The organism is Pelomonas baiyunensis (genome assembly GCF_043555935.1).
GTDB classification, from domain to species: Bacteria; Pseudomonadota; Gammaproteobacteria; order Burkholderiales; family Burkholderiaceae_C; genus Pelomonas; species Pelomonas baiyunensis.
On record NZ_JBIGIB010000004.1, the window covers coordinates 224,891 to 249,221 of the forward strand.

21 protein-coding genes are annotated in these 24,331 nt (G+C 69.9%); 13 read left to right on the plus strand and 8 right to left on the minus strand.

Features of this window, described 5'->3' with window-relative positions:
• Positions 1 to 6: 6 nt before the first annotated feature.
• A complete protein-coding gene (locus ACG01O_RS15195) occupies positions 7 to 654 on the plus strand; it encodes a response regulator (protein WP_394385844.1) in 648 nt (215 codons plus the stop codon).
• A 56-nt stretch (positions 655 to 710) separates the two neighbouring features.
• Here ACG01O_RS15195 and ACG01O_RS15200 read toward each other — a convergent pair whose 3' ends face one another.
• Complete coding sequence (locus ACG01O_RS15200; protein WP_394386350.1) at positions 711 to 1,337, minus strand: glutathione S-transferase family protein; 627 nt, start codon at positions 1,335 to 1,337, stop codon at positions 711 to 713.
• 351 nt (positions 1,338 to 1,688) lie between these two features.
• Between ACG01O_RS15200 and ACG01O_RS15205 the strand changes: the two genes are divergently transcribed.
• Positions 1,689 to 1,985: a DUF7092 domain-containing protein gene (locus ACG01O_RS15205; protein ID WP_394385845.1), complete on the plus strand. Its 297-nt coding sequence runs from the start codon at positions 1,689 to 1,691 to the stop codon at positions 1,983 to 1,985.
• Positions 1,986 to 2,068: 83 nt separating this feature from the next.
• Positions 2,069 to 3,445: an adenylosuccinate lyase gene (purB, locus tag ACG01O_RS15210; protein WP_394385846.1), complete on the plus strand. Its 1,377-nt coding sequence runs from the start codon at positions 2,069 to 2,071 to the stop codon at positions 3,443 to 3,445.
• A gap of 34 nt (positions 3,446 to 3,479) precedes the next feature.
• On the opposite strand, the gene ACG01O_RS15215 is transcribed toward purB, so the two are convergent.
• Positions 3,480 to 3,989, minus strand: a complete 510-nt coding sequence (locus tag ACG01O_RS15215) for a GNAT family N-acetyltransferase (RefSeq protein WP_394385847.1) — start codon at positions 3,987 to 3,989, stop codon at positions 3,480 to 3,482.
• A 64-nt stretch (positions 3,990 to 4,053) separates the two neighbouring features.
• On the opposite strand from ACG01O_RS15215, the gene ACG01O_RS15220 reads away from it, so the two are divergent.
• The 4 genes from ACG01O_RS15220 (at position 4,054) to ACG01O_RS15235 (ending at position 11,337) form a co-directional block, all read left to right on the plus strand.
• Positions 4,054 to 6,297 carry a putative bifunctional diguanylate cyclase/phosphodiesterase gene (locus ACG01O_RS15220; RefSeq protein ID WP_394385848.1) on the plus strand — a complete coding sequence of 748 codons (2,244 nt, stop codon included), beginning with the start codon at positions 4,054 to 4,056 and terminating at the stop codon, positions 6,295 to 6,297.
• A 3-nt stretch (positions 6,298 to 6,300) separates the two neighbouring features.
• On the plus strand, positions 6,301 to 7,104 hold the full coding sequence (gene pyrF, locus ACG01O_RS15225; protein ID WP_394385849.1) for an orotidine-5'-phosphate decarboxylase: 804 nt from the start codon (positions 6,301 to 6,303) through the stop codon (positions 7,102 to 7,104).
• Positions 7,105 to 7,214: 110 nt separating this feature from the next.
• Positions 7,215 to 10,520 carry a PAS domain-containing hybrid sensor histidine kinase/response regulator gene (locus tag ACG01O_RS15230; RefSeq protein ID WP_394385850.1) on the plus strand — a complete coding sequence of 1,102 codons (3,306 nt, stop codon included), beginning with the start codon at positions 7,215 to 7,217 and terminating at the stop codon, positions 10,518 to 10,520.
• Positions 10,521 to 10,623: 103 nt separating this feature from the next.
• Positions 10,624 to 11,337: a queuosine precursor transporter gene (locus tag ACG01O_RS15235; RefSeq protein WP_394385851.1), complete on the plus strand. Its 714-nt coding sequence runs from the start codon at positions 10,624 to 10,626 to the stop codon at positions 11,335 to 11,337.
• A 332-nt stretch (positions 11,338 to 11,669) separates the two neighbouring features.
• Here the strand turns inward: ACG01O_RS15235 and ACG01O_RS15240 are convergent, their stop codons facing one another.
• Positions 11,670 to 14,627, minus strand: coding sequence for a TonB-dependent receptor plug domain-containing protein (locus ACG01O_RS15240; protein WP_394385852.1), 2,958 nt, complete (start codon positions 14,625 to 14,627; stop codon positions 11,670 to 11,672).
• A gap of 317 nt (positions 14,628 to 14,944) precedes the next feature.
• Here ACG01O_RS15240 and ACG01O_RS15245 point away from each other — a divergent pair, with 317 nt between their 5' ends.
• Together ACG01O_RS15245 and ACG01O_RS15250 are read left to right on the plus strand one after the other, a co-directional pair.
• Positions 14,945 to 15,613, plus strand: coding sequence for an alpha/beta hydrolase family protein (locus ACG01O_RS15245; RefSeq protein ID WP_394385853.1), 669 nt, complete (start codon positions 14,945 to 14,947; stop codon positions 15,611 to 15,613).
• Positions 15,614 to 15,707: 94 nt separating this feature from the next.
• Positions 15,708 to 16,688 (plus strand): XdhC family protein, encoded by a 981-nt coding sequence (locus tag ACG01O_RS15250; protein ID WP_394385854.1) that lies wholly within the window; start codon positions 15,708 to 15,710, stop codon positions 16,686 to 16,688.
• A 22-nt stretch (positions 16,689 to 16,710) separates the two neighbouring features.
• Here ACG01O_RS15250 and ACG01O_RS15255 read toward each other — a convergent pair whose 3' ends face one another.
• A complete protein-coding gene (locus ACG01O_RS15255) occupies positions 16,711 to 17,355 on the minus strand; it encodes a DUF6515 family protein (RefSeq protein ID WP_394385855.1) in 645 nt (214 codons plus the stop codon).
• A gap of 129 nt (positions 17,356 to 17,484) precedes the next feature.
• Between ACG01O_RS15255 and ACG01O_RS15260 the strand changes: the two genes are divergently transcribed.
• The 4 genes from ACG01O_RS15260 (at position 17,485) to ACG01O_RS15275 (ending at position 20,655) form a co-directional block, all read left to right on the plus strand.
• Positions 17,485 to 18,111 (plus strand): glutathione S-transferase family protein, encoded by a 627-nt coding sequence (locus ACG01O_RS15260; RefSeq protein WP_394385856.1) that lies wholly within the window; start codon positions 17,485 to 17,487, stop codon positions 18,109 to 18,111.
• Positions 18,112 to 18,180: 69 nt separating this feature from the next.
• Positions 18,181 to 18,660: a hypothetical protein gene (locus ACG01O_RS15265; protein WP_394385857.1), complete on the plus strand. Its 480-nt coding sequence runs from the start codon at positions 18,181 to 18,183 to the stop codon at positions 18,658 to 18,660.
• Entirely contained in the window at positions 18,657 to 20,129 is a 1,473-nt protein-coding gene (locus tag ACG01O_RS15270) for a hypothetical protein (protein ID WP_394385858.1), read from the plus strand. Before ACG01O_RS15265 ends, ACG01O_RS15270 begins: the two co-directional genes overlap by 4 nt.
• Before the next feature lie 43 nt (positions 20,130 to 20,172).
• Entirely contained in the window at positions 20,173 to 20,655 is a 483-nt protein-coding gene (locus tag ACG01O_RS15275) for a hypothetical protein (RefSeq protein ID WP_394385859.1), read from the plus strand.
• 24 nt (positions 20,656 to 20,679) lie between these two features.
• On the opposite strand, the gene ACG01O_RS15280 is transcribed toward ACG01O_RS15275, so the two are convergent.
• The 4 genes from ACG01O_RS15280 to bufB all read right to left on the minus strand — a co-directional run bounded on the left by ACG01O_RS15280 (position 20,680) and on the right by bufB (position 24,309).
• Positions 20,680 to 22,059, minus strand: coding sequence for an amidase (locus ACG01O_RS15280; protein ID WP_394386351.1), 1,380 nt, complete (start codon positions 22,057 to 22,059; stop codon positions 20,680 to 20,682).
• Positions 22,059 to 22,601, minus strand: coding sequence for a peroxiredoxin (locus tag ACG01O_RS15285; RefSeq protein ID WP_394385860.1), 543 nt, complete (start codon positions 22,599 to 22,601; stop codon positions 22,059 to 22,061). Before ACG01O_RS15285 ends, ACG01O_RS15280 begins: the two co-directional genes overlap by 1 nt.
• 95 nt (positions 22,602 to 22,696) lie before the next feature.
• Positions 22,697 to 23,491 (minus strand): HvfC/BufC family peptide modification chaperone, encoded by a 795-nt coding sequence (locus ACG01O_RS15290; protein ID WP_394385861.1) that lies wholly within the window; start codon positions 23,489 to 23,491, stop codon positions 22,697 to 22,699.
• The gene (gene bufB / locus ACG01O_RS15295; RefSeq protein WP_394385862.1) at positions 23,488 to 24,309 is read right to left on the minus strand and encodes an MNIO family bufferin maturase; all 822 of its coding nucleotides are present in this window, start codon (positions 24,307 to 24,309) and stop codon (positions 23,488 to 23,490) included. Before bufB ends, ACG01O_RS15290 begins: the two co-directional genes overlap by 4 nt.
• Positions 24,310 to 24,331: the final 22 nt, after the last annotated feature.

Consider the following 24,331-nt stretch of genomic DNA (forward strand, 5'->3'; position numbering starts at 1 on the left):
GCCGTCATGCCCTCAGTCTTCCTCCTCCGCCTCAGCGAAACCGCGCTGCAGCGAACCCAACGCCTGCTGTCCGAGGCCAAGGGTGTGCAACTGGTGGGCAGCGGTCAGTCGCTGGACGACGCGCTGCCGGCCATCGTCCGGTTGTCGCCCGACATCGTGGCCACCGACCTGCTCCTGGTCGACAGCCATGCCATGCGCGTGGCCCACGAACTGGGCCGCCTGCCGGTGCGCCCGCAACTGCTGCTGCTCACGCCCACATCGGACGACCTGCAACTGTTCGCCGCGCTGAGCGCCGGCGCCAACGCGTACCACGTGGAGCATGGCGACGGCACCGGGCTGGTGGAAGCGCTGACGCGCCTGCACGACCGCCGCGCCATGCTCAACCCGCAGCTGGCCCGCCAGGCCTTGGCGGCCTTCGGCATCGAGCGCAGCCCGCTGGTGACCGCCCGCCAGCCCGCTGCGCCGCTGGATGTGAGCCCCGCCGGCCGGCAGATCGAGCAAGCCAGCCGCCACCTGCTGACGCTGCTGTCGCAGGGGCTGCTGCTGGCCGAAATCGCCACGCTGTGGCGGCTGGAAGCGGCGGAAATTGAACGCCGCATCTGGCGCCTGGTGCGCCTGCTGCACGTGCGGTCGCGGGAACTGCAGATCGCGTGAGGCGCCGGGGGCGCATCTCAGGCGCCACCGTTCACCGCCCCCCGTCAGCACGCCTTTCAGGCCGTCGGCACGGTGTCCAGGAAGCTCTGGCGCTGGGACAGCTTGTCCATGTGGCGCGCCAGGTTGGGGTGCGTTTCGCGCCATTGGATTTCCGGGAAGCGGAACTCCAGCCAGCCCAGCGCACAGCCCACGGCGATGTCCGCCAGCGAGAAGTGGTTGCCCGAGCACCAGGCCTTGTCGCCCAGCCCCTGGCTCATCGCGGCCAGGGCCGCCGTCACCTTCTCGAGATGGCGGTCGATCCAGGCCGGGCTGCGCTGCTCGGCCGGGCGGTGCTTCCAGGTGCGCTCCAGGCGCACGAGGATGGCGGCGTCGCAGATCCCGTCCGCCAGCGCCTCCCAGGTGCGCACCTCACACCGCTCGCGGCCCCGCTCGGGAATGAGCTTGCCCACGGGCGAGAGGGTGTCGACGTACTCGACGATCACGCGAGAGTCGAACACGGCGCCGGTGATGGAGTCTTGTCCTTCCATGACCAGGCAGGGCACCTTGCCCAGCGGGTTCATTTTCAGGATGGCATCGCTGCCCCAGACGTCTTCCAGCACCAGTTGGTAATCGAGCTTCTTCTCGGCCATCACGATGCGCACCTTGCGCACGTAGGGGCTGGCGAGAGATCCGATCAACTTCATCGTCATAGGGGACACAAGGCTTCCAAAGTCGAAACGATTCTAGCCAGCGCCCTCTGGAGGCCCGGCCGTGAAAAGGTCTTGTCGGAGCCGCCCGACAGCCCCTCGGAAGCAGGTATTGCCTCGCCCCGCCGCCTGCGCCACAGTGCTGCCCGGCCCGCCACGCAGAGGGCGGCCAAGCTGTACCAGGGAGTTTTCGATGCACACCGTTCACGCCGCCCTGGCCGCTCCGGCCATGGCGCAGCGGCCGCCGCCCCGTGAGGGGGTCGGGCGGCCTGTCGTCCAAATCCGCTTCACGCCTGACCGCCTGTGTGCGCGCCGTTGCTGGGGGCGCGCGCCATGAGAGACGCCCCCATGCTGAGGGCCCGCTGGTTCAGCGCGCCGAACGCGACCGCCGTGGTGGTGGAAGTGCGACTGCAGGACGGCTGGCTGCAATACGGCGACCGCCTCGTGTCGCTGCGCCAGGTGCACTGGCCGGCCCGGCGCGGCCGCGGCGCCCGCCGGCTGGGCTTGCGCCAGGGCGGCTGGCTGCAGTTTGACGATGCAGCGGCTTTTGACGCCTGGGCGGCAGCCTGCGGCCAGGGCGAGGCGCCGGTGTCGTGCCTGGTGCGGCTGGTGCAACGCTCGGCGCGCTGGGTCGGGCTGCACTGAGTTCAGCCAGCCGGAACGGCGCGAAACCGGCAGGCGCAGCGAAAACCTAGAATTGCGGGTTTTCCACGACCTGCCGGCCTGCCATGACCTCGTCTGACTACTCCGCCATCAGCGCCCTCTCGCCGCTGGACGGCCGCTACGCCGCCAAGGTGGCGGCCCTGCGCCCGCTGCTGTCCGAATTCGGCCTGATGCACCGCCGCGTGCAGGTGGAGGTGGAGTGGTTCATCGCGCTCAGCGATGCCGGCTTCAAGGAATTCAAGCCGCTGAGCAGCGCCGCGCGCAGCCGCCTGCGTCGCCTGGTGAAGAAGTTCAGCGAGGCCGATGCCGAAGAGATCAAGGCCATCGAGCGCACCACCAACCACGACGTGAAGGCCGTGGAGTACTGGATCAAGCGCAGCTTCGCCGGCCACCCCGAGCTGGAAGCCGCCGGTGAGTTCGTGCACTTCGCCTGCACCAGCGAAGACATCAACAACACCAGCCACGCGCTCATGCTCAAGGCCGCGCGCGACGAAGTGATGCTGCCCGCGCTGGACAGCATCATCGACAAGCTGCGTGGCATGGCCCACCAGTTCGCGGCCATTCCGATGCTCTCCCGCACGCACGGCCAGACGGCCAGCCCGACGACGGTGGGCAAGGAGATCGCCAACGTCGTGGCCCGCCTGCAAACGGCCCGCGCGCGCATCGCCGCCGTCAAGCCGCTGGCCAAGATGAATGGCGCAGTGGGCAACTTCAACGCCCACCTGTCCGCCTGGCCCAAGCACGACTGGGAAGCCTTCTCGAAGGCCGTCATCGAGAAGCAGCTGAAGCTGACCTTCAACCCGTACACCATCCAGATCGAACCGCACGACTACATGGCCGAGCTGTTCGACGCGTTCACGCGCGCCAACACCATCCTGATCGACTGGGCGCGCGATGTGTGGGGCTACATCTCGCTGGGCTACTTCAAGCAGAAGACCAAGGCTGGCGAGATCGGCAGCTCGACCATGCCGCACAAGGTCAACCCCATCGACTTCGAGAACGCAGAAGGCAACTTCGGCCTCGCCAGCGCCGTGCTGACGCACCTGAGCCAGAAACTGCCGGTGAGCCGCTGGCAGCGTGACCTGACCGACTCGACCGTGCTGCGCAACATGGGCGTGGGCCTGGGCTATGCACTGCTGGGCTACGACTCCCTGGCCAAGGGCCTGGGCAAGCTGGAGGTCAACGAGGCCGCGCTGGCCGACGACCTGGACGCCGCCTGGGAAGTGCTGGCCGAGCCCATCCAGACCGTGATGCGCCGCTTCGGCCTGCCCAACCCCTACGAGCAGCTCAAGGAGCTGACGCGCGGCAAGGCGATCACGCAGGAGTCCATCCGCGCCTTCATCGAAGGCCTGGACCTGCCCAAGGCCGAGAAGGCCCGTCTGCTCAAGATGACGCCGGGCAGCTACACCGGCCTGGCCCAGGACCTGGCCAAGCGCGTCTGACCCTCAGCCGCAGGTCCGGCACGCCGGGCCGGGCCTACAAGGCCAGCCGGAACACCCGCGAGGGCTCGCTGTAGCCCTCGATGTGCTGGATGGCCTGCTCGGCGAACCCCAGCTTCGCCAGCAGCGCCACGCTGCGGGCGTTGTCCAGCGCGGTGATGGCCATCAGCGTGCGCCAGCCCAGCACCTCGCGGGCATGCGCCACGCAGCCGCGTGCGGCTTCCAGCGCGTAGCCCTGGCCCTCATGTTCGGCCAGCAGCGCGTAGCCAATGTCCGGCTCGGGCAGCCCGACGCGCCGGAACAAGCCGCACATGCCCAGCAGCGCGCCGTCCTGGCGCCGCTGCACGGCCCAGAACCCGTGACCCTGTTCACGGTAGCTCTTGAACAGGCGGCTTTCGGCCCAGGCCAGCGCCTGCGCCTCCGTGCGCACGCCGGGATCGTTGATGTGGCGAATCCAACCCGGCTCGTTGACGAGCCGGAGCAGGAAGGCGGCATCAAGCGGTGTGAATTCACGCAGCCAGAGGCGTTCGGTGCTGAGGATTTGCATGACACCAGACAATACCCGGTCATGCTTTGCGCCCCGACCTGCCTGACGCCTGCCTGACCTTTTCATGAGCCCGGCTCCCGCCTCCCACGACGCCCCCTCGCTCAGCCAAGCGCTGCGCGAGCTGGATGTCATCCTGGCCAACGCCGGGGTGGGCGTGGTGTACGTCAAGGAACGCACGCTGGTGCGCTGCAACCAGCGCTACGCCGAGATCTACGGCTTTGCCAGCCCGGAAGCGGCGGTGGGCCGCAGCAGCCTGGAGCTGTACGACACCCAGCAGGCCGCGCGCGACCTGGGTCGGCGCGCCTACCCGCAGCTGGCCGCCGGCGAAACCTTCCGCAGCGAAGAGTTGATGCGCCGCCAGAATGGCGAGCTCTTCTGGAGCCACCTGACCGGCCGGCTGATCAACCCGGACGACCCGAGCGAAGGGTCCATCTGGATCGTGGACGACATCCACGAACGCAAGCTCGCCGACGCCGCGCTGGCCGACCTGCACGCCGAGCAGCAGCTGATCTTCGACCACGCGATGGTGGGCATCGTGTTCCTGCGCGGCCGGCGCGTCACGCGCTGCAACCGGGCCTTCGAGCAGCTGTTCGGCTACGCACCGGGCGAGCTGGACGGCCAGCTCTCGCGCGCCTGGTACCTGAACGACGAGGACTGGAAAGCTGCTGGCGACCTCTGCTACGCGCCGCTGGCCCGGGGCGACGCCTTCCATGCCGAGATGCTGCTGGGGCGCAAGGACGGCACGCCCGTGTGGTGCGAGGTGCGCAGCAAGGCCATCGACCGCAGCGACCTGTCGCGCGGCTCCATCTGGATCACGCAAGACATCTCCGCCCGCAAGCAAGCCGAGCAGGAGCTGGTGCAGGCCAAGGCCCAACTGGAGGCCCTGGTCGAGCAACGAACGCAGCAGCTGAGCCAGACCGTGGCTGCGCTGGAGCAGAAAGTGGCCGAGCAGCAGGCCACCGAGGCCCGCGCCGAGCGCCTGGCGATGTTCGATGGCCTGACCGGCCTGCCCAACCGCCACCTGCTGACCGAGCGCGCCTGCCAGGCCATCGACATCGCCCGCCGCAGCGACGAGCCGCTGGCGGTGCTGTTCCTGGACCTGGACCATTTCAAGAACATCAACGACACGCTGGGCCACCGCGTGGGCGATGCGCTGCTGAGCCAGTTGGCCAACCGGCTGCGCAGCGCCGTGCGCGAGCAAGACACCGTGGCCCGCATGGGCGGTGACGAGTTCGTGCTGGTGCTGCCGCTGACCGACATTGCCGGCGCGGCCCACCTGGCCACCAAGCTGATGGGCCTGGCCAGCGCGCCCTTCCAGGTGGAGGCGCAGGAGCTGACCATCACGCCGTCCATGGGCATCGCGATGTTCCCGACCGACGGCGACGACTTCGACACCCTGTGCCAATGCGCCGACGCGGCCATGTACCGCGCCAAGAAAGACGGCCGCAACGCCTACCGCTTCTTCACGAGCGAGATGCAGGCCCAGTCGGCCCGCGCCTTGCTGCTGGAAAACGCGCTGCGCCGGGCCCTGGAGCGCGGCCAATTGAGCCTGCACTACCAGCCGCAGTTCGCGCTGACCGAGGACGACGAGGCGCTGGAGAGCCAGATCATCGGCGCCGAAGCCCTGCTGCGCTGGCAGCACCCGGAGCTGGGCTGGGTGTCGCCCGCGGAGTTCATTCCCGTGGCGGAAAGCTCCGGCCTGATCCTGCCGATCGGGGAATGGGTGCTGAAGGAAGCCCTGTCGCAGCTGGTGCGCTGGGACCGCGCGGGGCTGCCGGGCCTGACCATGGCGGTCAACCTGTCGGCCGTGCAGTTCCGCCACGACAACCTGCCCGAGTTGGTGGACCGCCTGCTGGGCGAAGTGGGCCTGCCCGCGGGCCGGCTGGAGTTGGAGCTCACCGAGGGCGCCGCGATGCACAACCCGACGGTGGCCATCACGGTGATGAATGCACTGCATGCCCGCGGCGTGCGGCTGTCCATCGACGACTTCGGCACCGGCCATTCGTCGCTGAGCTACCTGAAGAAATTTCGCGTCAGCAAGCTGAAGATCGACCAGTCGTTCGTGCGCGATCTGACCGAAGATGCGGAAGACCGCGCCATCGTCGACGCGGTCATCCGCATGGCGGGTGCCTTGGGCCTGGAAACCCTGGCCGAGGGTGTGGAAACGCCAGGGCAACTGGACTTTCTGCGCCGCCAAGGCTGCCAGGCCGTGCAGGGCTACCTGTTCAGCCGCCCGCTCACCGCCGCTGCTTTTGAAGAATTCGTGGTGGCCCACATCCAGGCCCCCCTGTCCGCTTACGCCATCTGATCCATGACTGCTTTCGTCGCCCAGCTCCAAGCCCTTGCCTCCTCGCGCCTGTGTGTGGGCCTGGACCCTGAGCCCGCCAAGTTCCCCGGCGCCTGGGCCGGTGACGCGAGCAAGATCTACGACTTCTGCGCCGCGATCGTGGACGCCACGCACGACCTGGTCTGCGCGTTCAAGCCGCAGATCGCCTACTTCGCCGCGCACCGCGCCGAAGACCAGTTGGAGCGGCTGATCGACCACATCCACGCGGTCGCGCCCGGCGTGCCGGTCATCCTGGACGCCAAGCGGGGCGACATCGGCTCCACCGCCGAACAGTACGCGCGCGAAGCGTTCGTGCGCTACCGCGCCGATGCCGTGACGCTGTCGCCCTTCATGGGCTTCGATTCCGTGGAGCCCTACCTCGCCTACGAAGGCAAGGGCGCCATCCTGCTGTGCCGCACCTCCAACAAGGGCGGCGACGACTGGCAGATGCAGCGCCTGGCCGACGTCCCCGGCCAGCCGCGGCTGTTCGAGCACCTGGCCCACTTGGCCGAGACGCAATGGAACCGCAACGGCCAGCTCGGCCTGGTGGTGGGCGCCACCTACCCCGGTGAGATCGCCCGCGTGCGGGAACTCGCCCCCACGCTGCCGCTGCTGGTGCCCGGCGTGGGCGCACAGGGCGGCGACGCGGCCGCGGTGGTGCAGGCCGCAGGCCGCACGGCGCCGCTGGTGGTCAATTCCTCGCGCGCCATCCTGTACGCCAGCAGTGGCGCCGACTTTGCCGCCCGCGCCCGCGCGGTGGCCGAAGCCACGCGCGCGAGCCTGGCCTGAGCCGTGAACGCCTGGCCGCAGCGCCCGCCCCTCGTTCGCGCCCCTCGTTCTCGCACCCGTGGCGCCACGGCACCGCGGGCACCCCGGGCGAACCGCGGCCTGACCTGCGCATGAGCCGCGACAGCGATCAACCCAGCAGCCTGGTGGGCCAGGTGTTGCCCCCCGAGCAGCAGCGCCTGCGCCTGGCCACCAGCATGCGCTGGCAAGCCGCACGGGTGTTCCTGCTGGCCTGTGGGCCGATCTTTCTGCCGATTGCCGCCCTGCTGTGGCACACCCGCCAGCCCACCGAGTGGCTGGGCGGCTGGCTGCCCCCGGCGCTGGCACTGCTGATCTCGCTGCTGGCGTTCTCGCGGCTGCGCTCGGTGCAGCGCAGCGCGCGGCAGGAATCCAAGCCGGGCCTGGCCTTGTTGATGATGGGGCTGGTGATCGCCCTGCCCGTGGCCGTGGCGGTGTCGCGCAACCTGGGCTTGTGGGCGCTGGGCCTGTGCGTGTCGGGGCTGACGGTGGCGTTCTCCACGGCCATGCTCGGCTGGCGGGCGGGCCTGCTGCTGACCGGCCTGACCGGCCTGGCGCTGGGCGGCATGACCGTGGCTGAGGCGCTGGGGTGGAACACCCACCCCATGGGCATGAACAGCCTGCTGCTGCGCTCGGTCGTGCAGTTCGGGCTGCTGAGCTCGGGGCTGATTGCCGGCTACGGCCTGCTCAAGATGGTGGAGCGATCGCTCGCCGAGGCCGAAGAGCGCACCGCGCGCTTTCGCGGCCTGCTGGGCATGGCGGCCGACTGGTACTGGGAGATGGACCGCGAGTACCGCTTCACCCAGATCGCCGAAGAGCGCGAGGGCAGTTCGTGCCTGGACCTGAAGTCCCGCCTGGGCAAGACGCCCTGGGAGGTGGACGGCCTGGGCCTGACCGACGACGAACTCGATGCCCACCGGGCCGACCTGGAATCGCGCCGGCCCTTCCACGGCATGGTGGCCCGCCGAATGGCCACCGACGGCAGCACGCGCTGGGTGTCCATCAGCGGTGAGCCGCGCTTCGACGCGCAAGGCAACTTCCGCGGCTACTGGGGCGTGGGCCGTGACGTGACGCACGAGGTGGCGGCCGAGCAAACCGTGCACGCCACCGAGACGCGCTACCGCGAGCTGTTCCGCCGCTCGCCCAGCCCGCTGGTGCTGCACCGCTGGGGCCGCGTGGTGGACGCCAACCCGGCGGCCATGGCCATGTTCGGCTACGCGCAACGCTCCAGCATGGTGGGGCAAGACCTGTTCAGCCACTACGAGCCGGGCGACGATGAATCCGCCCGCCAGCAGGCCGCACGCCTGGAGGGCCTGGCCCCGGGCGCGATGCAGCCCATGGCGGAGTACCGGCTGCGCACGCTGTCGCGCCGCCGCCGGCTGGTGCAGGCCACCAGCGTGCGCGTGGAAACCGCCAGCGGCCCGGCCACGCTGACCTTCTTCACCGACCAGACCGAGCAAAGCCGCGCGCAAGACGCCCTGCGCCGCTCGGAAGGCCTGCTCAGCCACCTGGTGGCCACCAGCCCCGACGTCATCACGCTGACCGAGGCCGAGACCGGTCGCTACGCGATGGTGAACAAGGCCTTCGAGACGCTGAGCGGCTGGAGCAGCAGCGAGGTGCTGGGCCGCACGGCCGACGAGATCGGCATCTGGCACAACGCGACCGACCGCGGCGCGATCCGCGACGCCATCCGCCGCGACGGCATCGCCAACAACGTGCCCATCAGCTTCCGCCGCAAGGACGGCAGCGCCGTGTCCATGCTGGTGTCGGTGGCGCCGTTCGAGATGGACGGCCAGCACTACCTCGTGCTGTACGCCCGCGACGTGACCGAGAGCGAACGTACGCGCCTGGTGCACGGCGCCATCCTGGAAAACGCCTCGGTCGGCATCGCCCTCACGCGGGAGCAGCAGTTCGTGCTGGCCAACCCGCGCGTGGAAGCCATGTTCGGCTGGGACCACGGCGCCATGATTGGCCAGCACGGCAGCGTGGTGTGGCCCAGCGTGGAAGAGTGGCAAGCCGTGGGCCGCGACCTGGGCGCGCAACTGGCGGCCGGCCAGCAGGTGGAAACCGAGCGCCCCATGCGCCGGCGCGACGGCAGCACCTTCCTGGCCCGCCTGCAGGCCAAGGCGGTGGACCCGGCCCACCCGAGCCGCGGCGGCACGATCTGGATCATTGAAGACATCACCGAACGGCGGCGCGTGGAAGACCAGCTCGCCCGCGCCACCGACGAAGCCCAGGCGGCCAGCCGCGCCAAGAGTGCCTTCTTGGCCAACACCAGCCATGAAATCCGCACCCCGCTCAACGGCCTGCTGGGCCTGGGCCGGCTGGCGCAGCAGCCCGACATCTCGGATGTGCAGCGGCGCGACTACCTGAACCAGATGATGGACAGCGCGGAGAGCCTGTCCGGCCTGATCTCCGACATCCTGGACCTCTCCAAGATCGAGGCCGGCCGCCTCACGCTGGAAACCCAGCCGTTCTCGCTGCGCGAGTTGCTGGCCTCCATGCGCCTGGCCTACCTGACCCTGGCCCAGGCCCGCGGGCTGACCTTCGCCGTGGAGATCGACCCGGCCTTGCCGCCGTGGGTGTTCGGCGACCCGCTGCGCACGCGGCAAATCCTGTCGAACTACCTCACCAACGCGCTGAAGTTCACCGAGCAAGGGGGCATCACCGTGCGGGTGGCAATGCAGACCTCCAACACGCGGGGCAGCGCCGGCGAATGGGTGCGCATCGAGGTGCGCGACACCGGCCCCGGCATCGCAACGGACCAGCAGGCCCGCCTGTTCCAGCCCTTCACGCAGGCCGATGAGTCCACCACCCGACGCTTTGGCGGCACGGGGCTGGGCCTGTCCATCTGCCGGGAGCTGGCCGCGCTGATGGGCGGCGACGTGGGCGTGCACAGCAGCCTGGGCGCCGGTGCGGTGTTCTGGGCCGAACTGCCTCTGCCGGCCGCCCCGGCCCCCATGGCCCACCAGCCCCGCGAGGCCCGCAGCGGCCCCGCCGGCCACGAGGCCCTGCACGGCTTGCGCGTGCTGATTGCCGAAGACCACCCGGTGAACATGCTGATCGCCGTGGCGCAGCTGGAGCAATGGGGCATGGAAGTGGCACAGGCCAGTGACGGCCGCCAGGCCATCGAGGCCGTGCGCGCTGCGGCCAGCATGGGCAAGCCCTTCGGCATCGTGCTGATGGACGTGCAGATGCCCGTCATGGGCGGTCACGACGCCACCCGCGAGCTGCGCAAGGAGTTCTCGGCCCAGCAGCTGCCCATCGTGGCGCTGACCGCGGCCGCCCTGGTGTCCGAGCGCGACGACGCGTTCGCGGCCGGCATGAACGAGTTCCTGACCAAGCCCATCGACACGCTGAAGCTGCACCAGGCCCTGCTGCGGCTGACGGGCCACGCCTGATCGCGCGGCGCAGTGCCTCGGCGGCACCGCCGCTGTGCCCGCGCAGTCACGGGGCGCGGCGCCTCGCCGCACAATGCCGGCTTCCTTCAGGAGACCGCGCCCCATGAACGCTCACGCGCCCCGCAGCTTCAAGTACTACGACCTGATCATGGCCGCCTTCGTGTGCGTGCTGTTGTGCTCCAACCTGATCGGCGCGGCCAAGCAGGCGCAGATGACGCTGCCGGTGATCGGCACCATCACCTACGGCGCGGACCTGTTCTTCTTCCCGATCAGCTACATCTTCGGCGACATCCTGACCGAGGTCTACGGCTACGGCCGCGACCGGCGCGTGGTGTGGGCCGGCTTTGCCGCCCTGCTGTTCTCGGCCTTCATGGCCTGGGCCGTGGTGCACCAGCCGGCGGCCGACACGCCGTTCATGGCGGTGTACCAACCCCAGCTCGAAGCCGTGTTCGGCAACACCTGGCGCATCGCGGCGGGCTCGATGATCGCGTTTGCCTGCGGCAGCTTCGCCAACAGCTTTGTGCTGGCCAAGATGAAGATCGCCACCCAAGGCCGCCACCTCTGGGCCCGCATCGTGGGCTCCACCGTGGTGGGGCAGCTGGTGGACACCAGCGTGTTCTTCCTGATCGCGTTCTACGGCATCTGGGCGAACGAGCAACTGGTGGCCGTCATCCTGACCCAGTACCTCGCCAAGACGGCCTGGGAGGCCGTGATGTACCCGGTCACGGCCCGCGTGGTGAACTTCCTGAAGCGCGTGGAAGGCGTGGACTTCTATGACCGCCACACCAACTTCAATCCGTTCTCGATGAAGGTCTGAGCTGGGCGTTCATCGAGCGCCTGACGCATTCGCATGGCGCTCGCCAACGCCTGCCGCCGCCCCCCCAGCTGCGCAGCGCCTGCTGCGACCGCCACGCCGCGAGAGGTTTCAACGCCTCACGCGGCAGACCCGGCTGCAGGGTTGCGGCACAGGAGCGAGCATCCGCAAGCGGCGGGTTGAACGCCGGGCTGCGCTGCGCTGGGCTGGGCTGGGCTGGGCGCGAGGTTGAGCCCCGCTGCTCCCCACTTCGGCCTCGGCCGCCACCCACCAAGGCAATAAAAAAGGGCACCCCGAGGGGTGCCCTTTTGCTTGGCTGCCAGGCAGCCGCGCGATCACTTGAACTTGTAGTTCGCCGACACGGTGAAGTAGCGGCCGAACGGGTTGTGCAGACCCGAGTTGTAGCCCAGCTGGCCACCGGCGGGGTCGTAAGGCGCCTTCTCGTCCAGCACGTTCTGAACCGACAGGCTCAGCGTCAGGTCCTTGAAGCCGCGGTACGTGTAGCCCACGTCGAAGGTCATCCACTTGGACATCGAGCAGCCGGGGTAGCGGTTGATGTACAGGTCGCGACCGTTGGTGGCCGTCGGGGCCACACCCAGCACGCTGCGGCCGCTCACGCCCGCATCGTTCAGAGCGCCGCCGTAGTGGCAGGTATTGCCCGAGAAGTACTGCGGCTTCACGCCAGCGTCAGGCAGCGTCGTGCCATCCATGTAGCGGATGAACGAGATGCTGGAGACGTAGTTCATCGCACCCATCAGCGAGTGCGCGCCAGCGTCCAGGCTGGAAGTGAAGCGCAGCTTGGTGCGCGGCACGTCCGGCGCCGAGGTGGCCCAGTCAGCCAAGCCGCCGCGGGTGCCCACGAGGTTGTTCTCGGCGTAGCCAGGGTGCTCGATGCGCATGTACTTCAGCGTGTACTGGCCGTTCAGCGCGTTGGTCCAACGCACGCCGTCCATCACGGTCTGCACCACACGGGCTTCGAAGTCCACACCGCTGGTGAAGGTCGTGCCCTGGTTGGTCCAGGGGGTCGACACGGTCAGCAGCGGGCCGGTACCGGCCTGGCCGTTCAGCAGCAGGGCGGGGTTGGTGTCACGGATCAGCGAGCCGGGCGGGTAGGCCTCGGGGTGGTCGATCACGGACTGAGCATCACCCAGCGCGACTTCGTTGTTCTTGCGGATGGCCCAGTAGCCCGCCAGCAGGTCCACACCCTTGGCCGGGCTGAAGATCATGCCGGCCGAGGTGTTGTACGAGTTTTCCGGCTTCAGGCTGGGGTTACCGCCCGACAGACCGGCCACGCTCTTGTTGCAGTCCGCGGTTTCCGCGCCCGGCTTCGGCACCGGCGGCACGGCTTCGATGTTGCAACGCACGGGGTCACGCAGACCGTTCAGGAAGTACTGCGCACCGCCCGGGCTCACCTGCGACACCGACGGGGCACGGAAGCCTTCGGAGTAGTTGCCGCGGAAGGCCAGGTTGTCCAGCACTTGCCACTTCACGCCGAACTTCGGCACGAAGTTGGTCTTGAGCGTGGGGTACTTGTCGACGCGACCAGCGATGTTCAGTTCCAGGTTCTTCAGCACCGGTGCGACGACTTCCACGAACGCCGACTTGACGACGCGGGAGCCCTTCACGTTGGTGTTGGCCAGGCCCAGGATGTTGCCGGCGAGGTTTTCCGGGTCCGGACGCACATCAATGGCTTCGCGGCGCAGTTCGATACCGCCGGCCACGCCGATGTCGCCACCGGGCAGACGGCCGACGGTGGTGCTGGCCTTGGCATCCCACTGCAGCACTTCAGCCGAGCCGCCATTCAGCAGCGGACGCGACAGATCCGGGTCGGCGGCGATGGACGCCAGCGAGCGGTTCGTGCCACCGAACTGCGGGCCGAGCATCTGGCGCAGCACCGGCAGGCGCAGGAAGCCGTAGTAGTACTCGTCGCGGTCCGAACGGTTCCACAGAACTGCCGATTCCCAGTCGATGTCGGTGCCAGCCGTGCCGCGCACACCCACCAGAGCGCGCGAGCCGGTGTTGGTCAGGTCATAGCCGCCCGAGACGTTCGGGAAGCGCAGTTGCACTGCAGCGCGGGCGTTCGGGAACGGGTTGTCCGGGTGGCCGATTTCCAGGATGGGCTGGAACGTGGCAGCCAGGCCGTTCACGTTGAAGTTGTTGGTCGGGCTCAGGCCGCTGATGGTGCGCGGCGCGGCCAGGTACTGGCGCTTGCTGCGGCTGTACATCACTTCGGCGAAGCCTTCGATGTTGTCCGTCAGCTTCAGGTTGCCACGCGACAGCAGATTCAGGTCGTTGCCCGGGCTCTGCATTTCCGCGAACTGGTCGAGGTTGTAGTTACAGATCGTGCGGCCCAGCAGCGCAGCGTTGGTGATGCCGTAGCGGCCGGTTTCGGCCACGATCTTTTCAGAGTCGGGGCAGTTGGCGGTGTTGACCGTGTTGGCAGCCAGCGCGGCGGTCTGCGGGAAGCTGCGCGAACCGACGGCGCCGTTTTCCTTGATGAACCAGGGCTGGTTGTTGTACAGGAAGCTGCCGTACGGGTTGCGACGCAGGTTGATCGCGCGGTAGTCGGCGGCCTGGATGTCCTGGTCGGTCTTGTCGCCGACCATGCTGCGGCCCTTGTGGCTGAAGTCAACGCCGACGAAGACGTTGTAGCCGTTGGTCGCGAAGTCGCCGAAGCCAAAGGTGCCGCTGACGCTTTGGCGCTGGTATTCACCGGCGTCGTTGCCGCCAGCCAGGGCCTTCACTTCCAGACCTTGGTAGTCCTTGCGGGTGATGAAGTTCACCACGCCGGCCATGGCGTCAGAGCCGTACACGGCCGAGGCGCCGTCCTTCAGCACTTCGATGCGGGCAATGGCCGAGACCGGAATCGAGTTCAGGTCGTACAGCGTGGTCGTGCCGTTGTTGGGGTTGGCGTAGGCCGACGGCGTCATGCGACGGCCGTTGATCAGCACCAGGGTCGACGTGGCCGTCTGGTTGCGCAGCGACACGGTGGACACGCCGCGCGAGAAACCGTTTTGGGTGGCGGTGTCGTTGTAGCCGTCGTTGCCGATGGAAGGCACCATCTTCAACACTTCCAGCGCGGTGCGGGCGCCGCTGGCCTGGATGTCCTTGGCCGTGATCACGTCGATCGGCGAGCTCGTCTCTTTCGAGATGCGCTTGATGTTGGAGCCAGTGACCTCGACGCGCTCGAGCTGCTGGTTGCTGGACTGGGCCACAGCCTGCAGGCACAGGGCCTGGGCTGCCAGCGCGGTCAGCGTCACCGCAAGCTTCGGAAAGTGTCCGGAAGTTTTCATGGGAGTAAGGGCAGGGTGAACAAACGTGCCGCGAGTCTGCGGCGACGGGCGCCCCCTCAGAAGGCAGGTATGCCCCCCCTTGACAACGTGGGAGCGCGAACACTTTCTTACTGGCGCGTCAGAAGCGGGTTTTCGACGAAATTCCGTGATGAATTGCCCGGTAGATGACACAGAGATGACAAATCCCATGTCTTTCGACATGGGCATGTGGCAAACCACAAGGTCGCAACTCGTTGCAGTGCAGCAACAAAATTTCGCATCGCGCGACTCGACATCCCGGCATCCGGGACTGGCCAGGTGCGGCGGACAATCCGGGCATGAGTTCCCCGTCCGTCGCCGCCGCCCCCGACCTGCTCTTCGCCCTGCTGCCCGACAGCGGCATCGCGCCCGATGGGCCGGACACCCTCGCCCCGCTGGCCGCGGCGCTGGTGGGCCAGTACCCGCAGGCGCTCACGCTGAATCTGCACCCGCCGCTGCGCGACGCTGAAGGCCGCTGCCGCTGGTGGGCTGACGACGCGCCCAGCGAACTCGGTGTGGACGCCGCCCGGGTGGCCTTGATCGCGCGGGTGCGCCAGGAAGCCGCCCGGCTTGGCTTGCCCTGGCAGCGCGTGGCCCTGGCCGGCGTGGGTGATGGCGCGATGCTGGCGCTGGAGGCCGTGCAGGCCGAGCCCGCCCTGGTGGGCCGGGTGATCGCCTTCGCCGGGGGCTACCTGGCTCGCCCGCAGGTGGCGCCGCAGGACGTGTGCGTGCACCTGCTGCACGGCCTGGCCGACCAACGCTTTCCGTACCGCCACGTCGTGGACGCCGCCCAGGCGCTCGTCGACCTGGGCGCTGACGTGACCGCCGACCTGCTGCCCCACATCGACCACAGCCTGCACCCCGCCTTGATCGACAAGGCGATGGAGCAGCTGCGCACCTTCATCCCCGCCCGCCTGTGGCGCGAGGCGCTGATCGCGGCGCAAGACAACGAGCGCCCAGTCGGCTGACCCAGCCGTTCGCACACAAACCGATACCCGAGGGCCGCCAGGGCCGGGCGGCGTTCGCTACGCTGCCGGGTCTCACGACGCAAGGCGACACGGCATGGACAACCTCGATCTCGGCGTGCTGCGCACGGCCGCCCAGTGGCGCGCCGACCAGCACCCGGTGGTGCTCGGCACCATCACCCGCACCTGGGGCTCCGCCCCCCGGCCGGTGGGCTCGCTGGTGGCGGTGCGTGGCGATGGATTGATTGCCGGCTCGGTGTCGGGCGGCTGCATTGAAGACGACCTCATCGCCCAGCTGCGGGCCGGCAGCCTGGCGCTGCGCCAGCCGCACCTGCTGCGCTACGGCGTGGGGGCGGAAGAGGCGCGGCGCTTCGGCCTGCCCTGCGGCGGCACGCTGGAGCTGATGCTGGAGCCGCTCGGCCCGCACTCGGCCCTCGATGCGCTGCTGGGCCACCTGACCCGGGGCGAGCGCGTGCGCCGCACGCTGGACCTGGCGACCGGCGCCGTCACGCTGGACAGCGCCGAACGCGGCGCCGACACGCTGACCTTGACCGACACCCACCTCGTGAGCCACCACGGCCCGCAATGGCGCCTGCTGGTGATCGGCGCAGGCCAGATGACCGACTACCTCGCCCAGATGGCCGGCGCCCTGGGCTACGGCGTGACGGTGTGCGACCCCCGCGAGGAATACGCCGAAGGCTTCGCCCTGGCCGGCGTGACGCTGACCCGCGAGATGCCGGACGACGTGGTGCTGGGCTTTCAGGTGGACGACGCGACCGCCATCGTCGCGCTCACGCACGACCCCAAGCTGGACGACCTGGCCCTGATGGAGGCCTTGAAGAGCCCCGCGTTCTACGTGGGCGCCATCGGCTCGCGGGTGAACCAGGCCAAGCGCCGCGCCCGGCTGAGCGAGCACTTCGGCCTGACGGACGCCGAACTCGACCGCCTGCACGGCCCGGTGGGGCTGAACATCGGCGCGCGCACCCCGCCCGAGATCGCGCTGAGCATCCTGGCGGAGATGACGGCCGTGCGCTACCGCGCCGCCGGCCCCGCCGCGGAGGCGGGCTGCACGCTGTGAAGCGGCTGCGGCCGCGCGGCGCTCACTTCAGCGTGTAGCCGCGGCCGTCCATGCAGGCCTCCACCGCGCGGTTGAACACGCTGGCATCGGCCTGCGCGCTGGGCTGCGTCGTGGCCCAGCGGTTGCACTCGCGGCGGTCGGTTTCCAGCTGCTCGGCCGACTGACCGTTGCGCGGGTAAATGACGGGCTCGGCCTTGGGCGCAGGCGGCGGCGGGGCCTGCTGCACCAGCACCTGCGCGGGCGCGGGGGCTGCGTCGGGCGGCGGCGTCGCCACCATGTAGCCCTCGGGCACGGCGCGGTAGTACACGCCATTGGCGTAGTAGTAGGGCACGCCCCCGAAGGTGACCGTCACGTAGGCCGGCGGCAGCAGCGGAATCACCACCCCCACCGGCGGCAGCACCACGCGGTAGCGCGGGCCGTAGGGCTGGTACCAGACCCCACCATGGAACCAGTAGCGGCTGGGCCCGGAGCCCACGATGACGGCGCCGTACGGCACCACCGGCGCCACGTAGCCGGGCGCGGGGTAGTAGTGGTCGTGGTGGTAGCGGTTGTCGAACACCATGCCGATGTTCACGCGGGCTCGCACCTCGGCATGGGCCGCCACCGTCGCGCCCAAGGCGCCCAGGGCCAGCAGGGTGGCCGTTGCAGATCGAAGCAAGGTCTTCATGGGTTCAGCAATGCAGAAACGACGAGGTGATGAAGCAACGCGCCCAGCGTCGCCTGGGTGGACTGCGGGCACTTTGCGCGCACGTAAAGTTGCTCGCTCTGTCTGTCGCCCACCTGTCGCGCCCTCGCCATGATCGAACTTCACTACTACCCCAGCAACGCCAGCTTCGCCCCCCACATCCTGCTGGAGGAACTGGGCATTCCCTACACCTTGCGTCAGGTGGACCGGGCGAACAACGAGCACAAGTCGCCCGCCTACCTGAAGCTCAACCCCAACGGCCTGATCCCGACCCTGGTGGACGGTGACCTGGTGCTGTACGAAACCGCCGCCATCCTGATGCACCTGGCCGATGGCCACCCCGGCTTCGCCCCGGCACCGGGCACGCCCGAGCGGGCGCAGTACTACAAGTGGATGGTGTGGCTGACCAACACGCTGCAGGCCATGCTGATTCACTACTTCTACCCCGACCGCATGGCCACCGACGCCGCCGAGGTGAAGGCCCGCGCCGAGGCGCAGATCGCCCCCATGCTGGACCAGATGGACGCCGAACTCGCCCGCCACGGCGGCCCGTGGTTCCTGGGCGAGCACTACACCGCGGTCGACCCGCTGGCCTTCATGCTGTGCCGCTGGACCCGCATGCAAACCCGCCCCGCCAAGACCCGACCGGCCCTGGGCGCCTACCTGCAGCGCGTGCTGGAACGCCCGGCCACGCAGCGCGTGGTGGCCAAGGAACAGCTGCCCGACCCGGTGTTCTGAAACGCTGAATCGGCGGGCTGCGCGCGGTCTGCACGCAACCCGCCATGACGGGCAAAATCAACGCACCCCATGAGCACCAGCCCTGCCCTTCCGCCCGCCCGGCGCCCGGCGCTGCGGCCGAGCTTTGGCCGCGTCAGCGTGGGCGTGTACGGCCGCGTGATGATGTCCGTGGCCGAGGGGCCGTTTGACGCGGACCTCATGGCTGCCACACGCCGTGCCATCTCGCTGGCCGGCAAGCGGCTGCCGCAGGACCGGCGCTTCGGCGACCTCGTGGAAATTCGCGGCAGCCTGCAAATGGATGCCAACGCCCTGGCCCAGCTGCGTGCCGGCATCGACAGCTTCGCGCGGCATGGCATCGTGGCGCTGTCCACCGTCTTCCTGGTGCCGCCGGGGCTGCCCGGCATCGAGCGACTGCCCGCGTTGATGGACATCTGGCGCCAGAGCCGGCCGGTGCGCCGGGCCGACAGCTTTGCCGCCGCCTGGGCCCTGGTGAACGCCGACCTCGCTGCCGCCGGCCTGCCCACCCAAGCCCCCCCGCCCCGCCCATGACCCCCACCACCGGCCTGCAATGGCCCTTGGACGAGCGCGGCCGTCGCGCCTCGGGCACGCCCGGCCAGCGCATCGTGGCTGAGGCCCTGCGCCCGCTCGACGCAGAAGCGGCCGACGCGCTGCAGGCCGAGCGCCAATGGCGCCACCGCTACCCCCAGCACTGGCGCGCCTTGGTGCAAGCCCACGCGGCCCGCCCCACCGCCGTGGTGGCGTCGGCCCGGGCCGGCCTGGCCGCGGCGTGGCAGACGCTGCCCTTCGTGCGCGCCGGTCAACCGCTGGCCCTGGCCGACGCCCTGCGCACGCCCCAGCGGGCGCTGCAAACCCTCACCCTGCAAGGCCAGGGCGACCCCGCACCCGCGCCCTGGACCGTGCCCCACCAAGGCCGCCAGTTGCAGGGCGACAGCCTGGCCCGCCAGATCGACCGCTGGGAGGCCCAGGGCATTTGCGAACCCGCCCACGCCCAGGCCCTGCGGGACTGCCTGGCGCACCCGGAGTGGTTCGACCTGTCCGACCAACACCTCGTGCTGCTGGGCGCCGGCAGCGAGGCCGGGCCGCTGAGCTGGCTGGCCCGCTGGCGCGCGCAGCTGGTGGCGGTGGACGTGGCCCGCCCGGCCCCCTGGAAGCGCATCGCCGCGACGGTGCAGGCGGGCAACGCGCGGCTGCTGGCCCCGCTCGCGCCCGGGCTGCCGGCTGACCTGAACCACGCCGGCGCAGATCTGCTGACCGACACCCCCGACATTGCCGCCTGGCTGGCCGGGCTGGGCGTGCCGCTGGCCGTGGCCAACCTGGCCTACCTGGACGGCGAGCGCCATGTGCGCGTCTCGCTGGCCATGGACGCCATCAGCGCCACCCTGTGCGCGGCCGACGCCCGCACCCAGCTGGCCTACATGGCCACGCCCACCGACGTCTTCGCCGTGCCCGACCCCGTGGTCACGGCCGTGATGCAGCGCTACGCCGGCCGCGGGCTGGCCAAGAAGCTGGCGCAGTGGGGCGCCCGGCTGGGCAGCCGCGGGCGCGGCTTTGCACCGCACATCACCGAGCGGGTCGACGCCGGCGACTTCGGCACCTGGGGCCTGGTGGACGCCCTCGTGGTGGAGCAAGGCCCCAACTACGCCCTGGCCAAGCGCCTGCAGCAGTGGCGCGCCCTGGTGGCGCGGGCTGACGGCCACCGCGTGGCCTTCAACGTGGCACCCAGCACCACCACCGCGTCCGTCGTGTCCAACCCGCTGCTGGCGGCGGGCTTTCGCGGGGCCCAGGCGTTTGGTGTGGAGGTGTTTGAGCCGGCCACCACCAACGCCCTCATGGCCGCGATGTGGGTGCACCAGCTGCGCACCGCACCGCGCGAGTTCGCGCACCCGCTCAAGCTGCTGGTGCACACCGCCAACCATGGCGGTCTGTGGCGGCTGCCCTACCTGCCGCGCTCGGTGCTGCCCATGGCCGCGTTGATGGGGTTTTTCAAGCGGGGCTAGAGTCACGGGGTGCCCGCGAGGCACCGCCTGGATCACACCGCCCATGTCGCTACCCTCTCCTGGCTCCACGCCACTGCACGAGCAACCCGACACCCACGGCTTCGGCCGCGTCACGGCAGGCTTTGAAGGCCGTGTCATGCATTACGTGGCGCAAGGCCCGTTCGATGCTGCCCTGATGGCCGCCGGCAAACGCTGCACCAACATCGCCGCCGAACGCATGCCCGCCGACCGGCGCTACGTGAGCCTGATGGAGTTCAGGCGGCCGTTGGGCATGGACGACGACGGCCTGCGCGAGTTCAAGGAGACCGTCGGCGGCTTCGTGGAGCGCCGCATCGTGCCGCTGGCGACGGTGTTGCTGTTGGCCCCCGGTGACGACGAGCACCCGATGGTGCGCACCATGACCGAGGTCTACCAGTGCAGCCGCCCGGTGGTGGTGTGCACCCAGGCCGCAGCGGCCTGGGCCGAGGTCAACCGCGTGTTGCGCGATGCCGACCTGCCCGAGCAAGCGGCCAGCGCGCCACGCTGACCGGCGCCCCGGCGGCTCCCTCGCTCAAACCGGCCAGGGCCGCGGCGCCGGTCGCATCTGCTCCCACGCCGCGCCCAGGGCCAGCACGCCGGCGTCGTCGAAGCGACGGCCCACGATCTGCAAGCCGATGGGCAGACCTGCGGCGGTGTAGCCCGCATTGATCGCCAGCGCCGGCTGCTCGCTCATGTTGGCCGGCAGCGTGAACGCGATGTGCTCGAACGGGCGGCGGGGGTCGTGCAGCGCGCTGGCCTGGTGCGCCGGGAAGGCGGGCATGGGGGCCACGGGCGAGAGCACGAAGTCCAGCGGATGTGCGGCGTCCATGGCGGCGTTGGCCGCCTCGCGCAGCGCCTGCATCTGGCTGTAGCCCTGGAACACCGTGGCGCCGTCGTAGCCCGCGGCGGGCGCCACCCAGTCCAGGATGTAGAGCAGCACGCGCTCGCGCTGCGCGGGCGGCAGGGCCGAGATGTCCAGCCACGAGCGCATGCGCCAGAAGCGGTCGATGCCATCCGCCATCTCGCGCGTGGCGAAGGGCGCCAGCGGCTCCACCACCGCCCCGGCGCGCTCGAAGGCCTGCGCCGCCGCGGTGATGGCGGCCGCCACCTCGGGCTCCACCGCCGCACCCCAGCCGGCGTCCAGCAGCAAGCCCAGGCGCAGGCCCCGCAGGTCCAGCGCACGGGGCATCACGCGGCCCGGCGGCAGCTGGGTCGGGTCGCGGGCATCGGGTTGGGCCAGCACCGCCAGCATCAGCGCGGCATCGGCCACGGTGCGCGTCAACGGCCCGGCGACGCGGCCGGCATAACCCGGCTTGATGGGCACGCGGCCGTGGCTGGGTTTCAGACCCACCAGGCCGCACCAGCCGGCCGGCAGACGGATGGAGCCGCCGATGTCGGTGCCCAGGTGCAGGGGGCCGTAGCCGGCAGCGGCCGCTGCCGCTGCCCCGGCGCTGGAGCCGCCCGGCGTGAGCGCCGGGTTCCAGGGGTTGCGGGCGGGCTCGGGGTACAGGCTGGACAGGCCCGAACTCAGCATGCCGTAGTCGGGCATGGTGGTGCGCGCCCAGGCGATGGCGCCGGCCTCGCGCAGCCGCGCCGCGGGCGGGGCCTCGAAGTCAGCCACCGCGCCCGGCGGCGTGGCCGCGGTGCCCAGGCGGTAGGCCGCGCCCGGCACGGCGATGTTTTCCTTGAGGGTGACGGGCACGCCGTCCAGCGCCCGCGCGGTGCCGGCGCGCCAGCGCGCCTCGCTGTCTCGCGCAGCGGCCAGGGCGGCGTCAGCGTCCACCGCACACAGGGCGTGCAGTTGGCCTTCACGGGCCTGGGCCTGGGCCAGCACGGCTTGCATCACCTCCACCGGCGAGAGCTGGCCGTCGCGGTAGGCCGCGAGCAGCTCGGCCGTGCCCAGGGCGGCGATCACTTCTTGAACTTGGCGGCGGCCTTGAGCATGGCGTCGATGTGGCCGTCGGGGTTCATGCTGGCATGCACGGCGGCCACCTTGCCGTCCGGCCCGATCAGGTAGGACACCCGGTCGGCCATGGTGCCGGGCACCATTTTCAGCGCGACGTCGTAGTCCTTGATGACCTTGCCGCCGGCGTCGGCCCCCACCGCGAACTTGTTGCGGCAGGCCTCGACGCTGAACTTCTTCAGCGTCTCAATGTCGTCGTTGGACATGCCAATGACGGTGGTGTTCAGCGCCTTGAATTTGTCGGTCGCTTCTGCGAACTGGTGCGCCTCCACGGTGCAGCCGCTGGTGAAGGCCTTGGGGTAGAAGTACACGACCACCGGGCCCTGCTTCAGGGCTTCGGCCAGCTTGAACTTGAAGGCCTGGCCGCCCACGGCGGCATCGGCCGTGAAGTCGGGCGCGGGCGCCCCCACGTTCAGCGCGGCCTGGGCGGGCAGCGTGGCAGACAGGCACAGGGCAGCGGCGGCGAGCAGGCGAACGGGATGCAGCGACATGGCAACTCCAACAAGGGATGTGCCCCAGGCGCGCATACCGCCCGGGGGCTGAAAGTCGCGCGAGTATCTGCGGCCCTGAAAGCCAGGGCGCAATGTCATGCCATTGGGCTCGGATCGCGCAACACGCCCTGGGCCAGCCAGCCGTGCAGCAGCCCGATGACGGCACCCGCCGCGTCAGCCTCACCCACGTGACCGGCCGCCACCTCGCACAGCACGGCAAAGGGCTGCCCGCCGGCCACGGCGTCGAACAGCGCGGCTTCCAGCGGCTCCAGCGACCGCCAGCGCGTGTCCAGCCCCTGGCGCCAGGCCAGCAGCACATGGGCGTGGGGCAGGGGTTCGGGCAGCTCGGGGGCCTCGGCGTCCGACGCCCCCTCGCGCAACACGCGCCAGGCCGGCTCCACCGCATAAGCCAGCGCCACGCGCTGCACGCTGGGGTTCAGGTGCAGCACCAGGGTCGGCCAGTCGTCCGGCGCCAGCGCGGCCAGTGACTCGGCGGTCAAACGCGGCGCATCGGCCGCGTCGAAGGCGCTGCGCAGCGCCCAGTCCATGCGGGCGATGTCCACCAGGCTGGCGTGCGGCACCAGGGCCTCGCCCGCCGTGGCCATGAAGTCCGCCAGCGCATGGCCGAACCAGCGGATGGACGGATGCCGGCTGGGGTGCGCCACCCGGTAGGCGTGGCCCAGCGCGGCAAAGGCGTCGTCACCCATCGCGCGGGCCAGCACGGTGAAGTTGTCGGCCAGGGCCTCCAGCAGCCGGGCGCGGTAGGCGTACCGGTAGGCCTCCAGGCCGCGGGTGAAATCGCCCGCCAACAGGCCCACGGGGGTGCCCCCGGGATCGGGCTCATCACGAATCGCGGCGGCGAGCGCGCGTTGTTGTTGCGCCAGGTTCATGCAGCCGCCGCGAGTTCTCGCGCCCGGCCCAGCTCCGCCAGCAGCTCGGGCAGCGGGGGGATGTGGTCGTCGCGTTCGATCATGGTGGGCACCGCGCCGAAGCGCTGCACGGCCTGGGCGTACAGCGCCCAGACCTCGTCGCGCACCGGGTGGTCGTGGGTGTCGATGACAAGATCGCCCTGGTCATCGTGCCCGGCGAGGTGGATCTGCCGCACAGCCGCCACCGGGATGCCGTTCAGGTACGCCAGCGGGTCAAAGCCATGGTTGCGGCTGGACACGTAGACGTTGTTCACATCCAGCAGCAACTGCGCGCCGGTGGCCTTCAGCAGTTCGGTGATGAAGGCCCACTCGGTCATCTCGTCCGCCGCAAAGCGCACGTAGCTGGACACGTTTTCCAGCACCAGCGGCCGGCCCAGCGCGTCTTGCACCTGGGCGATGCGGCTGCCCACATGGGCCAGCGCCTCGCGGGTCGGCGGCACGGGCAACAGGTCGTGCAACTGGCTGTGGGCGTCGGCGCTCCAGCAGAGGTGGTCCGACACCCAGCCGGGCTGCAACCGGTCGGCCAAGGCGCGGAGCTCCTGCAAATAGGCCCGGTCCAGCGGCTCGGGCCCGGCCACCGACAGCGACACGCCATGCATCACCAGCGGGTAGTCCGCCCGGATGCGCTCCAGATGCGCCAGCGGCGGGCCGCCAGGCACCAGGTAGTTCTCGGAAATGATCTCCAGCCAGTCGGGCCGCACGGCGGCATCCACGCCCGCCTCAAAGGCGGCGTAATGCTCCACGCGCAGGCCGAGGCCGAAGCCTTGAATTTGAGTCATGCGTCCGGAAGTATTTGACGCG

Coding starts and splice junctions, on each gene's coding strand:
- ACG01O_RS15285 (WP_394385860.1), bottom strand. CDS start 22,601: ATGTCGCTGCATCCCGTTCGCCTGCTCGCCGCCGCTGCCCTGTGCCTG.
- ACG01O_RS15200 (WP_394386350.1), bottom strand. CDS start 1,337: ATGAAGTTGATCGGATCTCTCGCCAGCCCCTACGTGCGCAAGGTGCGC.
- ACG01O_RS15275 (WP_394385859.1), top strand. CDS start 20,173: ATGTCGCTACCCTCTCCTGGCTCCACGCCACTGCACGAGCAACCCGAC.
- ACG01O_RS15230 (WP_394385850.1), top strand. CDS start 7,215: ATGAGCCGCGACAGCGATCAACCCAGCAGCCTGGTGGGCCAGGTGTTG.
- bufB (WP_394385862.1), bottom strand. CDS start 24,309: ATGACTCAAATTCAAGGCTTCGGCCTCGGCCTGCGCGTGGAGCATTAC.
- ACG01O_RS15260 (WP_394385856.1), top strand. CDS start 17,485: ATGATCGAACTTCACTACTACCCCAGCAACGCCAGCTTCGCCCCCCAC.
- ACG01O_RS15250 (WP_394385854.1), top strand. CDS start 15,708: ATGGACAACCTCGATCTCGGCGTGCTGCGCACGGCCGCCCAGTGGCGC.
- ACG01O_RS15195 (WP_394385844.1), top strand. CDS start 7: ATGCCCTCAGTCTTCCTCCTCCGCCTCAGCGAAACCGCGCTGCAGCGA.
- ACG01O_RS15265 (WP_394385857.1), top strand. CDS start 18,181: ATGAGCACCAGCCCTGCCCTTCCGCCCGCCCGGCGCCCGGCGCTGCGG.
- ACG01O_RS15235 (WP_394385851.1), top strand. CDS start 10,624: ATGAACGCTCACGCGCCCCGCAGCTTCAAGTACTACGACCTGATCATG.
- ACG01O_RS15255 (WP_394385855.1), bottom strand. CDS start 17,355: ATGAAGACCTTGCTTCGATCTGCAACGGCCACCCTGCTGGCCCTGGGC.
- ACG01O_RS15270 (WP_394385858.1), top strand. CDS start 18,657: ATGACCCCCACCACCGGCCTGCAATGGCCCTTGGACGAGCGCGGCCGT.
- ACG01O_RS15220 (WP_394385848.1), top strand. CDS start 4,054: ATGAGCCCGGCTCCCGCCTCCCACGACGCCCCCTCGCTCAGCCAAGCG.
- ACG01O_RS15215 (WP_394385847.1), bottom strand. CDS start 3,989: ATGCAAATCCTCAGCACCGAACGCCTCTGGCTGCGTGAATTCACACCG.
- ACG01O_RS15240 (WP_394385852.1), bottom strand. CDS start 14,627: ATGAAAACTTCCGGACACTTTCCGAAGCTTGCGGTGACGCTGACCGCG.
- purB (WP_394385846.1), top strand. CDS start 2,069: ATGACCTCGTCTGACTACTCCGCCATCAGCGCCCTCTCGCCGCTGGAC.
- ACG01O_RS15205 (WP_394385845.1), top strand. CDS start 1,689: ATGCTGAGGGCCCGCTGGTTCAGCGCGCCGAACGCGACCGCCGTGGTG.
- pyrF (WP_394385849.1), top strand. CDS start 6,301: ATGACTGCTTTCGTCGCCCAGCTCCAAGCCCTTGCCTCCTCGCGCCTG.
- ACG01O_RS15245 (WP_394385853.1), top strand. CDS start 14,945: ATGAGTTCCCCGTCCGTCGCCGCCGCCCCCGACCTGCTCTTCGCCCTG.
- ACG01O_RS15290 (WP_394385861.1), bottom strand. CDS start 23,491: ATGAACCTGGCGCAACAACAACGCGCGCTCGCCGCCGCGATTCGTGAT.